This window comes from Actinoplanes sp. NPDC089786 (genome assembly GCF_040684855.1).
In the GTDB taxonomy this organism is placed as follows: domain Bacteria; phylum Actinomycetota; class Actinomycetes; order Mycobacteriales; family Micromonosporaceae; genus Actinoplanes.
Genome location: NZ_JBFBGU010000003.1, coordinates 75,554 through 88,633, shown reverse-complemented (window position 1 = coordinate 88,633; position 13,080 = coordinate 75,554). Strand labels below are relative to the sequence as shown.

Sequence of the window (13,080 nt, the reverse complement as noted above, 5' to 3'; positions counted from 1 at the left end):
CCACTTCGTCAAGGAGGACCCCGTGGAGGTCAAGATCGGCGTGCAGTATGCGTCGCGTGAGCTGACGCTCGAGAGCACACAGACCCCGGCGGAGGTCGAGCAGGCGGTGTCCGAGGCGATCGCCAAGGACGGCCTTCTTTCGCTCACCGACGAGAAGGGCCGCAAGGTCATCGTGCCGGTCGCCAAGATCGCGTACGTGGAGATCGCCGAGAGCACCAGCCGGCCGTTCGGCTTCACCACCCGCTGACTCGCCTCGTCACGGCCGGGCGCCTCCAGGGCGAGTTCCTGTGCGCCCGGCCGCTATATCACGCTCCCGAGCAGCCAGATCTCTTGGTCGGGTAGACTTCACCTGTTGCCGCCGACGTTGATCTCTTCTGACGTCCCGCCGCGACAGCGCGTGCGGCCCGCGACTTCGGTTCGCGTGTGGCCCGCGCCCTACCCGAAACGCGCCCAGGACTTCGACGGGCGCACCACGAGAGGCACCCGTAGAACTTCATGAGTGAGATCGAGAACATCGAGACAGAGCCCGCTCTGGTCCCTGTGCTGAGTCGCGCCCCCGTCCGCGCCGACAGCCCGACCTTCGCCGAGCTCGGCGTCCGGGCCGAGACCGTCGAGGCGCTGGCCAAGGCCGGCATCACCCGGGCCTTCGCGATCCAGGAGTACGCCCTTCCGATCGCCCTGCGCGGCACCGACCTGATCGGCCAGGCGCCCACCGGCACCGGCAAGACCCTGGGCTTCGGCCTGCCCCTGCTGGAGCGGGTGCTCGCCCCGTCCGAGGGCGCGGACGGCCAGCCCCAGGCGCTGGTCGTCGTACCGACCCGTGAGCTGGGCCTCCAGGTGGCCCGCGACATCGCCGCGGCCGGCGCCACCCGCGGCGTGCGGGTGCTGCCGATCTACGGCGGTGTGGCCTACGAACCGCAGGTCGACGTGCTCAAGAAGGGCGTCGAGATCCTGGTCGGCACCCCCGGCCGCCTGCTCGACCTGGCCAAGCAGAAGATGCTGAAGCTGAAGAGCATCAAGGCGCTCGTGCTGGACGAGGCCGACCGCATGCTCGACCTGGGCTTCCTCGAGGACGTCGAGAAGATCCTGGCCATGCTCCCCGAGCAGCGTCAGACGATGCTGTTCTCGGCGACCATGCCCGACCCGATCGTGGCGCTGTCCCGCCGCTTCCTGACCCACCCGGTGACCATCCACGCCGGGCACACCAGCGAGAGCGGCCCCAGCCCGCTGACCAAGCAGGTGGTGTACCGCACCCACCCGATGAACAAGCTGGAGATGGTCGCCCGCATCCTGCAGGCCAAGGACCGCGGCCTGACGATGATCTTCACCCGCACCAAGCGGGCGGCCGACCGGGTCGCCGAAGATCTCGACTTCCGCGGCTTCGCCGTCGCCGCCGTCCACGGTGACCTGGGCCAGGGCGCTCGCGAGCGGGCCCTGCGCGCGTTCCGCACCGGCAAGATCGACGTGTTGGTCGCCACCGACGTCGCCGCCCGCGGCCTGGACGTCTCCGGTGTGACGCATGTCATCAACTACGACTGTCCCGAAGACCCGGACACCTACACGCACCGCATCGGCCGCACCGGCCGGGCCGGCGCCACCGGTGTCGCGGTGACCTTCGTGGACTGGGAAGACATGCCGCGGTGGGTACTCATCGACAAGTCGATGGGGCTCAGCATGCCGCAGCCGCCCGAGACGTACCACACCTCGCCGGCGCTCTACGCCGACCTGGACATCCCCTCCGACATCTCCGGCACGCTGCCGACCGCCGTCCGCACCCGGGCCGGGCTGTCGGCCGAGGTCGAGGAAGACCTGGGCGGTGGCCGTCGGCCTCGCCGGGACGCCGGTCGCAGTGGGGCCGGCAGCCGCCGGGGCCGCCGCGACGCGCCCGGTCCGGCGGCCGAGGCCCCGGCGCCCGAGCGCAGTGAGGCCGACGGGCCCAAGCGGCAGCGTCGCCGGCGCCGGCTCGAGGGCGAGGACGACAACGTCGCCACACCCGCCGACGCCACGACCGAGACGTCGCCGGACGCGCCGGTGGCCGAGGTCAGCAACGAGGAACGCCCGCGGCGTCGCCGGCGCACCGCCGCCGCCCCGACCGAGATGCTCTTCTCGGCCGGCGACGACGACACCGCGGTGGAAGCCACCACCGAATCGGCCGGCGACGGCGATGAGGGCGGTGACGGCGATGACCGTCCGCGCCGCCGGCGTCGTCGGGGTGGCCGAGGCAACCGCGGGTCCGGCTCGGGCAGCGCCACGGCCGAGATGTCCGGCGGCTCCGAGGCCGGCGTCGGAACCACGGCCGAGGCGTGACATCGCTCCCCCTCGCGGCCGGTGACCCCGGCCGCGGGTGGGGTTGACGCCGTTCCCTGCTCGACCGGCGCCGTCCGGCCGCGGAAGGCTGGGAGTGGCCGGGCGTACCCGTCAGATCTGGATCTTTCAGTGTCGAGGCGTGACGCCCAGCGCGGTGCAGGCCTCGTGATACATGCGGACCGCCTCGGCGCGGACCTGGCGGCGCTCGGTCAGACGCTCGCTGAACGGGATGCGGATCGGCACCTCGACACCGTTGATGGCGGCCGTGAAGTCCATTCCGTCGGCGTCCATTCCGGACATCCGGGCCGCCGTCGCGTCGCCGGCGCCGCCTAGACCACGCACGATCAGCACGTTGTCGTCGGCGTGGTCGCCGTTCATGTGCTGGGCGATCTGCGCCACCACCTCGGGCGGGAACGGGTCGGTCACGTCCAGCGCTCCTTGAGCTCGGCCAGCACGGCGATGTTGTGGCGGTACGCCTCGGCCACCTCGTCGAGGAACTCCTGCTCCTCGGCGGCCGCCCAGGTCAGCGCGTCGAGCATCTCGCGGTAGCGGGTGCGGAAGGCCGCCGGCCGGATGCCGTCGAACACGAAGAACCGGTGGCCGTCGCCGTTCAGCCCGTACGACCTGGCGATGGCCGGGCCGAGATATTGGCCGCCGGAGAGGTCGCCGAGGTAACGCGTGTAGTGGTGCGCGATGAACGCCGGCGCCCGGTCGAACGCCACCTCGCGCAGCCGGGCGGTGTAGGCGCGGGTGGCCGGCAGCGCCACGACCCGCGACGGCCAGTCGGGGCCGACCAGGAAGGCCAGGTCGGCGGCGAGGGCGGGCTCGCGGCGCAGCTCGGGCCGCACGAAACCGCCGGCCACCGGGTCGTCGAGCTGGGCCAGCGCCGCCGCCTCGAGGTCGCGGTAGATGAACCAGTGCTGCGCGGCGAGATCGGCGTACGCCTCGCGGGGCAGCCGCCCGTCGGCCAGCCGGTCGAGGTAGCCACTACCCATGGCCGCCTCATGATCGGCACGGGTGCCCGAGCGCAGCCGGACGGACAGCCGCTCCGCCTCGGTCGGTTCAGCGACTGACATCCGGCAACCCCTCGGTCTGGCTCGGTCTTCGCCCCGTGAGTTAGGTCAGCCTAACCGATGGGGGCGATCTTTCGAACGGGGCAGAATGGTGGGATGCCCCAGTCCCTCGACACCATCCTGGCCGAAGTTCGCGACCTGTTGCTCGACCCCGCGCTGACCCGGGCCGTGGCGGCCGGCAAACGGCGCGGTCAGGAGCCTTCGGTACGCCGGGCCGAGCTGCGCCCGGTGTCGCTCAAGGGCGGCACCAAGCTCCAGATCGTCACCGACGACGGCGCGCGCCCGTTCACCCGCAACGTCTCCCCCGGCCCCGAGGCGGCCGCCGCGGTCGACGAGCTGCTGGCCGAGCCGTTCGGCAACTGGCATGTCGAGACGACCGCGGCCACCGTGCAGGTCCGCATCACGAAGAAGGGCGACGCCCAGGTGCACCGGGCGGCGGCCGACCGCACCGACGCCGCGCCCCGCGAGCACGACCGGGCCAAGCAGTGGCTGCTCGACCCGGGCGACCCGCTGTTCCGGGTGCTCGGCGCCACCGCGGCCAAGCGCCGCCAGGTCGACGCCTTCCTCCGCGCGCTCGCCGCGACGCTGCCCGCCGAGCTGCCGTCCCCGCTGCACGTCGTCGACCTGGGCTGCGGCAACGCCTACCTGACGTTCGCGGCCTACCGCTATCTCGCCGACCGCGGCGGTCAGGTCCGGGTCGTGGGGGTCGACGTCCGCGAAGATCAGCGGGTACGCAACACCGCTCTCGCCGAAGCGCTGGACTGCGCCGATGACGTGACCTTCGTGGCCGGCACCATCGAGGACGCCTCGGTCGACGTGCGCCCCGACCTGGTCCTCGCCCTGCACGCCTGCGACACGGCGACCGATCAGGCCCTGGCCCGCGCGGTCCGCTGGGACGCGACCTGGGTGCTCGCCGCGCCGTGCTGCCACCACGACATCGCCGCCCAGCTCAAGGCCCACCCAGCCCCCGAGCCGTACGCCGAGGTGACCCGCCACCCGATCCTGCGCGAGCGCTTCGCCGACGTGCTGACCGACACGCTCCGCGCGGCCCTGCTCCGCGCCGAGGGCTACAAAGTGGACGTCGTCGAGTTCGTCGACTCCGCGCACACCCCGCGCAACCTGCTCCTGCGCGCTCGTCACACGGGCGCCTCCGGCCCGCGTGACGAGTACGACGCCCTGACCGCGCAGTGGGGTGTGACCCCGGCGCTGGCCACGTTGCTATCCGACTGAGGCGGTCCATGAGGCGGTGTGCACCTTGCCGCCGACCTGGAAGTCGAAGAACATCCGGTAACGGCCCGGCCCCGGTGCGGCCAGCCAGAACTTGACCTTGCCGTCGGCCAGCGTCGCCTCCGGGTGGACGTGCACGTAGCCGAGATCACCCTCGCGCATCACGACGAGGTGGCCGAACGCCCCGAGGTAGGGCTCCAACGTGGCCGGTCGGCCCGCCGACGTCACGGTCATGAAGAGCGGCTGGGTCACCCCGACCCGCGGCTGCCCCTCGTACGCCACCTGGAACTCCCCGGTCACCGCCTGCTGCACCGGCGCGGGCAGCGCCACCGGCCGGTAGTCTCCCGGCACGGTCAGGTCGGCGCCCAGCGTCACCGGCACCTGCCGGCCGCCGACGATCGCGGTGAAGTCGGCGACCGCCCGGTAGCTTCCCGGCCGGGCGAGGGTCAGCGGGATGCTCCAGGTGCCGTCCGGCGCCATCGTCGGGTGCACGTGCTGGAAGCCGGACAGGTCGCGCCGGATCACGATCAGGTGCAGCGGCTTGTCGTGCACGACCGCGAACGTGGTGATCGCCGCGTTCCCGGCCCCACGGATCGCGAACGAGAAGTCTTGCGTCCGCCCGGCCGCGAAGGTCGACGACTTCGGCGCCAGGGTCAGGCCCGCGCTGGTCAGGCTCAGCCCGCCGACGTCGGCGCTGCCCGACCCGCCGCCCGGCGTCACCGACCCGTCGGCGTTGTGGACGTGTGGCGCCTGACCGGAGTCATCGTGGGACGGCGCGGCGGCCGGCGCGTTGTGGCCGTGGCCGTCAGCCGCGGGCTGGGCCGGGGCGCTGGACGCGGCCGGCGACTCGTTCAGCCGCCCGATGCCGTACCCGGCGAACAGCACCACGATCAGCACGGCGCCGAAGACGGCCAGCTTGAACGCGGCGCTCTGTTCCCGGGCCGGCGGGCGGTTCAGAACGTCCTCAGACATCGGCGAGCTCGTAGCCGGCCTCGTCCACCGCGGCCCGTACCGCGTCGGCGTCCAACGGCGCCACGCTGGTCACGGTGACCACGCCGGAGCCCAGGTCGACCTGGACGTCGTCGACGCCGGACAGCCCGCTCAACTCGTTCGTCACCGCGCTGACGCAGTGGCCGCAAGTCATTCCGGTGACGGTGTAGGTGGTGGTCACAGACATTGTCGAATCCTCCGTCAGCTCTTGACCAGGCGGGCGATGGCGTCGGACGCCTCCTTGACCTTCTCGGTCGGGTCGCCCGCCCGGGCGGCGTCGACCACGCAGTGCGCGAGATGGTCTTCGAGGAGACCCACCGCGACCGCCTGGAGGGCGCTCTTGGCGGCGGAGATCTGCGTCAGCACGTCGATGCAGTAGGTGTCCTCGTCGACCATCCGCTGCAGCCCGCGGATCTGGCCCTCGATGCGGCGCAGCCGCCCGAGCAGCGCCTGCTTGTCACCGGAGTAGCCGTGCGGCCCGGCGTGGTCGTCACTCATGCCGCCAGCATACCCCCCACCCGTATCCCACGGTCAGCCGTCCCTTTGGGCGATTTGTCTCGTTGAAGCCGACGTGCACCGTCTCATCATCGTGATCTTGCTGGCCGCCGTCGCCCTCGGTTCCCCGGCCCACGCCGCCGACCGGCCGTCGACCGGCGAGCTGGACCAGCGGATCACCGCCGCCGCCCACCGCCTCGAGGTGATCGTCGAGCAGTACAACGAGTCCCGTGAGGACCTCCGCGCCAACCTGGCCCGGCAACGGACGCTCGGCGCCCGGATCGGGCCGATGACCGAGGACCTGCGGCAGCGGCGGCACCTGATGAGCGGGCTGGCGGCGCGCGCCTACCAGCGCACGGTTCGCGGCCCGACCGTCGCCCTGTTCAGCGCCGACGACCCGCACGAGTTCGTCGCGAAGATCGTCGGCCTGCACGAGCTGGCGGCCCAGCAGCAGCGGGCCGTCCGCGACCTGGACCTGGCCCGGCAGCGGGTGGCGGGCACCCGCATCACCCTCCGGCGCCTGGCCGACCAGGAACGGCGCGCCCAGACGCAGCTCAGCGCCCGGAAGACCCTGGTCGAGGGCGAGATCGCCGCGCTCGAGCAGATGCGCCGGGTCGCCTACAGCGGCGGGTCTCGATATGCCGCGGTCTTCCGCTTCCCCGCCCCGCCCGACCTCGCCGGCGCCGGCGGCAAGGTCGTGGCCTTCGCCTTCGCCCAGCTCGGCAAGCCCTACCGCTGGGGCGCCACCGGCCCGCGAGCCTACGACTGCTCGGGGCTGACGCTGGCCGCCTGGGAGCGGGCCGGGGTGTCGCTGCCGCACAACGCGGCCCGCCAGCACGGCGCGACCGCCCACCTCGACCGATCCGACATCAAGCCCGGTGACCTGGTCTTCTTCTACGGCCGGATCAGCCACGTCGGCGTCTACATCGGCGACGGCATGATGATCCACGCGCCGGAGTTCGGGGAGAACATCCGCATCGCGCCGATCGACCAGCAACCTATTCACGGCTTCGGGCGCCCGTCATCCCGCTAGTGCCAGCGCGAACGGAAGGACCGCGGTCGCGCCGGCCCGGCGCAGCGCCCGCCCGGCCAGCGTCATCGTCCAGCCCGAGTCGACCAGGCCGTCGACCAGCAGCACCGGACCATCCGGCAGGTCGAGGCCCGGCGGCACGGTGAAGGCGTCGTGCAGCTGGAGGACGCGCTGGGCGCTGTTGCCCCGCGGCTCGTCGCCCGGCCGGTGGTCGAGCGACCCCAGACAGGGCAACCGGCCGACCGACGCGATGTGCTCGGCGAGCCCGCGGACCAGCCGGGTCGAACTCATCGCGACCACCGCGACCGGCCGCTCCGCCCACGCGTCGTCGCCCTGAGCCCACGACTTGAGCGTGCCGACCACCGCGCCGCCGACGTCGTCGGGCAGCGGCCCGTCGTCGCCCTCGACCAGCTCGCGCAGCCGGGAACCCCAGCCCAGGTCGGACAGCCGGCCCACGGCCCGGCCGGCCGCGATCTGTTCGCCCGCCGGAATCTTGCCCTTCAGCTTGACCCCGACCGCGTCGAGGCCGGTGGGCCACATCTTCTTGGGCGCGATCGGCACACCCGGCTTGCCGAGGAAGGCGTGCGCGGCGGCCAGCGCGCCGGGTGACACGTCGGTGTCGAACAGCGGCTCGGCGCAGGTGTCGCACCGGCCGCACGGCGCGGCGTCGGGATCGTCCAGGCAGCGGCGGAGGAATTCCATGCGGCACACGGTCGTGCGCGCGTACTCCAGCATGGTCTCCTGCTCGGCCGTGCGCGCCTCGGCGACGCGACGCAGGCGGGCGGTGTCGTAGGTCCACGGCTCGCCGGTCGCCGTCCAGCCGCCCTTGGTCCGCCGGACCGCGCCGTCCACGTCGAGCACCTTGAGCATCATCTCCAGCCGGGTCCGGCGCAGGTCGACCAGCGGCTCCAGCGCCGGCGTCGACATCGGACGGTCGCCGGACAGGTTGGCCAGGACCAGCCGCACCTGATCTTCCGGTGGGAACGCCAGCGACGCGAAGTATCGCCAGATCGCCCGGTCTTCCGCCCCCGGCAGCAGCACCACCTCGGCGTGTTCCACCGCGCGGCCGGCCCGCCCGACCTGCTGGTAATAGGCGATCGGCGACGGCGGCGCGCCCAGATGCACGACGAAGCCGAGGTCGGGTTTGTCGAAGCCCATGCCCAGCGCCGACGTCGCCACCAGCGCCTTGATCTTGTTGTCCTGGAGGTCTTGCTCGGCCGCGCGGCGCTCGGAGTCTTCGGACTGGCCGGTGTAGGACGCCACGGCGAACCCGCGCGACCGCAGGAAGTCGGCCGTCTCGATCGCCCCGGCCACGGTCAGCGTGTAGATGATGCCGGAGCCCGGCAGCTCTTCGAGATGGTCGGCCAGCCAGCCCAGCCGGTGGGCCGGGTCGGGCAGGGGCAGAACCGCGAGACGCAACGAGTCGCGGTCGAGCGTGCCCCGCAGCACCAGCGCGTCGCCCAGCTGGTCGGCCACGTCGGCGGTCACCCGGGCGTTGGCCGTCGCGGTGGTGGCCAGCACCGGCGTACGCGCCGGAAGCCCCGCCAGGAACGTCCGCAACCGCCGATAGTCGGGCCGGAAATCGTGCCCCCAGTCGGAGACGCAGTGTGCCTCGTCGACCACCAGCAGCCCGGTCGTCGAGGCCAGCCCCGGCAGCACGTTGTCGCGGAAGTCGGGATTGTTCAGCCGCTCGGGGCTGATCAGCAGCACATCGACCTCACCGGCCCGGATCTCGGCGGTGATCTCGCTCCACTCGTCGAGATTGGCCGAGTTGATCGTGCGGGCCCGGATGCCGGCGCGGGCGGCCGCCTCGACCTGGTTGCGCATCAGCGCCAGCAGCGGCGACACGATGACCGTGGGCCCGGCCGGCGGCTCCCCCGGCTCGGCGGCCAGCCCGTCACGCAGCAGGGCGGTGGCCACGAAGTAGACCGCCGACTTGCCCCACCCCGTGCGCTGCACACAGAGCACCCGCCGCCGGTCGATCACCAGCGCCTCGATGGCCCGCCACTGATCGGCCCGCAGGACCGCATGGTCACCGGCGAGCTTGCGCAGCACCTCTTCGGCGCACTCGCGCACCGCCGCCCGTTCCGCGTCGCTGACTGTTGTTTCTGCCACGCCGCATGTCTACCAGCCGCCTCTGACAGTGCCGGAGTTATCCACAGGCCGGATTTCGGAACGCCCCGCGTGGAAGGGTGAGAACCATGTCCAAGACGGTCGCCGAGAAGCTGCAGATCAAGCCCCACACCACGGTCTGGGTGTCCGACCCGGCCAACATCGCGCTGCTCACCCCCATGCCCGAGGGCGTGCGGGAAAGCGACCAGCTGGCCACCGCCAGCACCGCGATCATGTTCGCCGACAACGCCGCGTCGGCCCGCGAGCTGATGGAGACCCACCGCGCCGACGTCACCAAGCCGAACGCGTTCTGGGTCGCCTACCCCAAGGGCGGCCGGGCCGACATCAACCGCGACTCGCTGTGGCCGATCATCGCCGAGTTCGACCTGCGGCCGGCCGGCCAGGTGGCCATCGACGACCACTGGTCGGCGCTGCGCTTCCGGGCCGTCTTCACCGCCCCAGGACCGTCCCCCCGTTGACGTTGATCACCTGCCCGGTGACGAAACCGCCACCCGGCCCCACCAGCCAGCGCACCGCCTCGGCGATGTCGGCCGGCACGCCGGGCCGCCCGACCAGCGTCGAGTCGACCCGCTTGCGGTGCCCTTCCTCGGTCATCCGGCCCAGGAAGAACTCGCTGTCGGTGATGTATCCCGGCGAGATCACGTTGGCGGTGATGCCGTCCGGCCCGAACTGGACCGCGAGGTCGAGCATGTAGCCGTGCAGGGCCGCCTTGGCCGCCGAATACGGCCCGCCGCCACCACGCTGGGCGGCGATCGAGCTGGTCAGGATCACCTTGCCGCCCGGCCGCCGCAGGGCCGGCCGCAACGACTCGGTGAGCAGCACCGCGGTCGTGACGTTGGAGTCGAGGTTGGCGCGCCAGTGCTCGACCAGCCCGCGCGGCGTCGAGTCGTCCCCCGCGACGAACGCCCCCGCGTTGTTGACCAGCACGTCCACCGGCCGCCCACCGACGGCGTCGACCACCCGGCCGACCTGATCCGGGTCGGCCAGATCGGCCGTGACCGCCGAAGCCTGCGGCCCCACCCACGTCACCGCGTCGGCCAGCACCTCGGGCCGCCGCCCCACGATGATCACGTCGTAGCCCTCACCGGCCAACATCCCGGCAATCGCCCGCCCGATCCCGGTCCCACCCCCACTGACCACCCCAAGCCTCATGGGCCGACCCTATCGCCGCTTCCCAACCTCAAGATCAAAACCTTGATGAAGTACGGGCACACCAAAGTCCCGCCTTCGACGCGCCGGCCAGTCGTTGGTCCAGGCCGCTTCTAGCCGCCGGGTCAGCCGGTCCCAAGAGTGGTAGCCCAGAGCGGTATCCGAGGCTCAGATGCCGCGATGGGCTACCACTTCGCTGAGCGCGGGATTCACGACCGGCCTGGCGGCGCCGACCGGGCGTGCGGGCCGGCCGGCGCCGTTGCTAGGCGTCAGCCCTCGGGAGGCCCGATCGATGTCGACGGCCGGGGCGCGGGTGGGTCGGTGGGTTCGGGTGGGTCGGTGGGTTCGGGGGTGGAGGGGTGGAGGGCGTTGGTGGCTGTGCCCAGGGGGTGCCAGGCGGCTGCGGTCAGGACGGTCATGGCGGCGGCCGCGGTCCAGAAGGTGGCCAGGAGGCCGTAGGCCTGGGCCAGGAGGCCGCCGAGCAGGGAACCCAGGGCGGCGCCGCCCAGGTCGAGGAAGGCGTAGACGCCGGTGGCGCGGCCGTACATGGATGGCGGGACGGTGCGCTGGCGGATGGTCACGACGACCGTGGCCCAGACCGCGCCGTGGATGCTGAAGACGACGATCGCGACCGCGGCCAGCCAGGGGTCGGTGGTGGCGGCGAGGGTGGCGTGCAGGCCGACCTCGATGAGCAGGCCGACGCGGAGCAATGCGGTGGCGCCGGCCGTCCGGAGCAGCCAGGGGGCCAGGGCGGTGCCCAGCAGGCCGCCGACCGCGAAGGCGGTGAGCAGCAACCCGTACCCGAAGGAGGACAGGCCCAGCACCGAGCGCGCGTAGAGGACGAAGATGGCGAACGCCGCGCAGAAGACCAGGTTGCCGAAGGCCATGGTCACGGCGAGGCTGCGGAGCAGGCGGTGTCCCCAGAGGAAGCGCAGGCCGGCGCGGATGTCTTCGGACAGGGGCCGGCGTTCGACCCGGGCAGGCGGCGGGACCGTGCGCAACCAGGCGATGAGCAGCGCGGAGGCCAGGAAGGACGCCGCGTTGACGCCGAACGGCAGCGCCGCGGCCAGGGCGAACAGCCACGCCCCGAACGGCTTCGCGGCGAACTGGTGTACCACCGTGAAGGTGCCGCCGAGCAGGGAGTTGGCGACCGGCAGGTGGCGTTCGGCCACGATCGTGGGCACGAACGCGGACGACGCCGTGTCGGCCAGCGTCTCGCCGGCGCCCAAGACGAAGAACACGCCGTAGATCAGCGGCACCGACACGAACCCGAGAGCGATCGACGCGGTCAGCAGGGCGATGGCCAGGGCGCGGACGACGTTCACCGCGACGACCAGGCGACGGCGGTCGAGCCGGTCCGCCCACGCGCCGCTGACCAGGGCGAACAGCAGCCACGGCACCTGTTGGGCGAAGACCGCCCCGGCGACGGCGGCGGGGTCGGTGGTCAGGGTGGAGACGAGCAGGGGGCCGGCCACCATGGTGACGCCGTCGCCCAGGTTGGCGACCGCCGACGCGGTCAGAAGTTTGCTGAAGTCCGCGCCGAGACGCACGGATACCAGGGCACGCAAAAGGAGCTCCTCAACGAGGCGGGATGGAGGTCATATCCGCCTAGCCGCGAGGAAGAAGAGAGGGCTAGGCGAGAACCCCAGCCGTGGTGAGAAGCATCATCAGCGCCCTTCTGACAAGGGAAAGATCAGCCCACGGTAGCGGGCACCCGATGCCGTCGCACGGCGTTTACCGCCGCGACCGCGGTGTCGGGGTGGTCGGTGAAGAAGCCGTCCACGCCCATGTCGAGGAAGTACTCGTACTCCGAGGTGACGTCGCCGCGCCACCCGGGATCGTCGCCGATCCGGAAGACCGGCGGCAGGAACTGGTTCTCGGCCCGGATCGTCCAGGCATGCACGGCCAGCCCGGCCTCGTGCGCCCGCCGCACCAGCCGCGGGTCGTCGACCAGCAGGTCCTTGTCGGGGCCGATGCCGTACGCGTAGGACGCGATGGCCCCGAGGTCGGCCGGCGGCTCCTCGAACAGGTGGATCAGCCGGATGTCGGTCATCGTGTGGATCCTGGTCAGCGAGGACGCCTCGAACGACTGGATCAGGATGTGGTCGGCGCGGTCGGCGAAACCGTTCCGGTAGAGCGTCCGGACCAGCGGCTCTTCCAGGGCCAGCCCGATCGACGCGAAGTGGGACGGGTACTTCGTCTCCGGGTACACGCCGACGGGACGGCCGAGCCGACGCTCCTCGGCGGACGCCAGGTCGAGGATCTCCTGGAACGTCGGCACGGTGAAGCGGCCGTCGAAGAGGGTGTTCTGCGGGCGTACCCGGGGAAGCCGTTCGACCGCGCGGAGCGTGCGCAGCTCGTGGAGCGTGAAGTCTTCGGTGAACCACCCGCTGACCTCGGCGCCGTCGATGATCTTGGTGGTGCGCCGGCCCGCGAACTCGGGGTGCACGGCGACGTCGGTGGTCTGCGAGATCTCGTTCTCATGCCGCGCGACGAGCACGCCGTCGCGGGTGGAGACCAGGTCGGGTTCGATGTAGTCGGCGCCCTGCCGGACCGCCAGGCGGTACGACTCGAGTGTGTGCTCGGGGCGGTATCCGCTGGCTCCCCGATGCCCGATGACCAGTGGCTTGGCCGGTACGTAGTCCACGATCACATTCAACGGTCGAGAGGCGACAA

Annotated in this window: 14 protein-coding genes; 5 read left to right on the top strand and 9 right to left on the bottom strand. The window is 72.0% G+C overall.

The annotated features are described in order from the left end of the window. Positions 1-22 precede the first annotated feature (22 nt). Together AB0O15_RS14275 and AB0O15_RS14270 are read left to right on the top strand one after the other, a co-directional pair. Entirely contained in the window at positions 23-247 is a 225-nt protein-coding gene (locus AB0O15_RS14275) for a DUF3107 domain-containing protein (RefSeq protein ID WP_364318299.1), read from the top strand. 248 nt (positions 248-495) lie between these two features. Then, entirely contained in the window at positions 496-2,307 is a 1,812-nt protein-coding gene (locus AB0O15_RS14270; protein WP_364318297.1) for a DEAD/DEAH box helicase, read from the top strand. Positions 2,308-2,433: 126 nt separating this feature from the next. On the opposite strand, the gene AB0O15_RS14265 is transcribed toward AB0O15_RS14270, so the two are convergent. Both AB0O15_RS14265 and AB0O15_RS14260 read right to left on the bottom strand, forming a co-directional pair. After that, a complete protein-coding gene (locus AB0O15_RS14265) occupies positions 2,434-2,733 on the bottom strand; it encodes a DUF2470 domain-containing protein (RefSeq protein WP_364318295.1) in 300 nt (99 codons plus the stop codon). After that, positions 2,730-3,383: a biliverdin-producing heme oxygenase gene (locus AB0O15_RS14260; protein WP_364318293.1), complete on the bottom strand. Its 654-nt coding sequence runs from the start codon at positions 3,381-3,383 to the stop codon at positions 2,730-2,732. Before AB0O15_RS14260 ends, AB0O15_RS14265 begins: the two co-directional genes overlap by 4 nt. Positions 3,384-3,476: 93 nt before the next feature. On the opposite strand from AB0O15_RS14260, the gene AB0O15_RS14255 reads away from it, so the two are divergent. Then, positions 3,477-4,610, top strand: a complete 1,134-nt coding sequence (locus tag AB0O15_RS14255) for an SAM-dependent methyltransferase (protein WP_364318291.1) — start codon at positions 3,477-3,479, stop codon at positions 4,608-4,610. Here the strand turns inward: AB0O15_RS14255 and AB0O15_RS14250 are convergent. Genes AB0O15_RS14250 through AB0O15_RS14240 form a run of 3 tightly spaced genes read right to left on the bottom strand, consistent with a single transcriptional unit; the run spans position 4,599 to position 6,095 of the window. After that, positions 4,599-5,579, bottom strand: coding sequence for a hypothetical protein (locus AB0O15_RS14250; protein ID WP_364318289.1), 981 nt, complete (start codon positions 5,577-5,579; stop codon positions 4,599-4,601). The genes AB0O15_RS14255 and AB0O15_RS14250 overlap by 12 nt on opposite strands. Continuing rightward, positions 5,572-5,784, bottom strand: a complete 213-nt coding sequence (locus AB0O15_RS14245; protein WP_364318287.1) for a heavy metal-associated domain-containing protein — start codon at positions 5,782-5,784, stop codon at positions 5,572-5,574. Before AB0O15_RS14245 ends, AB0O15_RS14250 begins: the two co-directional genes overlap by 8 nt. Positions 5,785-5,798: 14 nt before the next feature. Next, on the bottom strand, positions 5,799-6,095 hold the full coding sequence (locus tag AB0O15_RS14240) for a metal-sensitive transcriptional regulator (protein ID WP_364318285.1): 297 nt from the start codon (positions 6,093-6,095) through the stop codon (positions 5,799-5,801). Positions 6,096-6,168: 73 nt separating this feature from the next. On the opposite strand from AB0O15_RS14240, the gene AB0O15_RS14235 reads away from it, so the two are divergent. Further along, a complete protein-coding gene (locus AB0O15_RS14235; RefSeq protein WP_364318284.1) occupies positions 6,169-7,125 on the top strand; it encodes a C40 family peptidase in 957 nt (318 codons plus the stop codon). Here AB0O15_RS14235 and AB0O15_RS14230 read toward each other — a convergent pair. Further along, entirely contained in the window at positions 7,114-9,237 is a 2,124-nt protein-coding gene (locus tag AB0O15_RS14230) for a DEAD/DEAH box helicase (protein WP_364318282.1), read from the bottom strand. The two genes, AB0O15_RS14235 and AB0O15_RS14230, sit on opposite strands and share 12 nt — an antisense overlap. Positions 9,238-9,323: 86 nt before the next feature. Here AB0O15_RS14230 and AB0O15_RS14225 point away from each other — a divergent pair, with 86 nt between their 5' ends. Beyond that, positions 9,324-9,713, top strand: coding sequence for a hypothetical protein (locus tag AB0O15_RS14225; protein WP_364318281.1), 390 nt, complete (start codon positions 9,324-9,326; stop codon positions 9,711-9,713). On the opposite strand, the gene AB0O15_RS14220 is transcribed toward AB0O15_RS14225, so the two are convergent. The 3 genes from AB0O15_RS14220 to AB0O15_RS14210 all read right to left on the bottom strand — a co-directional run bounded on the left by AB0O15_RS14220 (position 9,685) and on the right by AB0O15_RS14210 (position 13,051). After that, positions 9,685-10,407 carry an SDR family oxidoreductase gene (locus AB0O15_RS14220; RefSeq protein WP_364318279.1) on the bottom strand — a complete coding sequence of 241 codons (723 nt, stop codon included), beginning with the start codon at positions 10,405-10,407 and terminating at the stop codon, positions 9,685-9,687. The genes AB0O15_RS14225 and AB0O15_RS14220 overlap by 29 nt on opposite strands. 266 nt (positions 10,408-10,673) lie before the next feature. Next, positions 10,674-11,972 carry an MFS transporter gene (locus AB0O15_RS14215; protein WP_364318277.1) on the bottom strand — a complete coding sequence of 433 codons (1,299 nt, stop codon included), beginning with the start codon at positions 11,970-11,972 and terminating at the stop codon, positions 10,674-10,676. A 125-nt stretch (positions 11,973-12,097) separates the two neighbouring features. Beyond that, positions 12,098-13,051, bottom strand: coding sequence for a glycerophosphodiester phosphodiesterase family protein (locus AB0O15_RS14210; protein ID WP_364318275.1), 954 nt, complete (start codon positions 13,049-13,051; stop codon positions 12,098-12,100). Positions 13,052-13,080 lie beyond the last annotated feature (29 nt).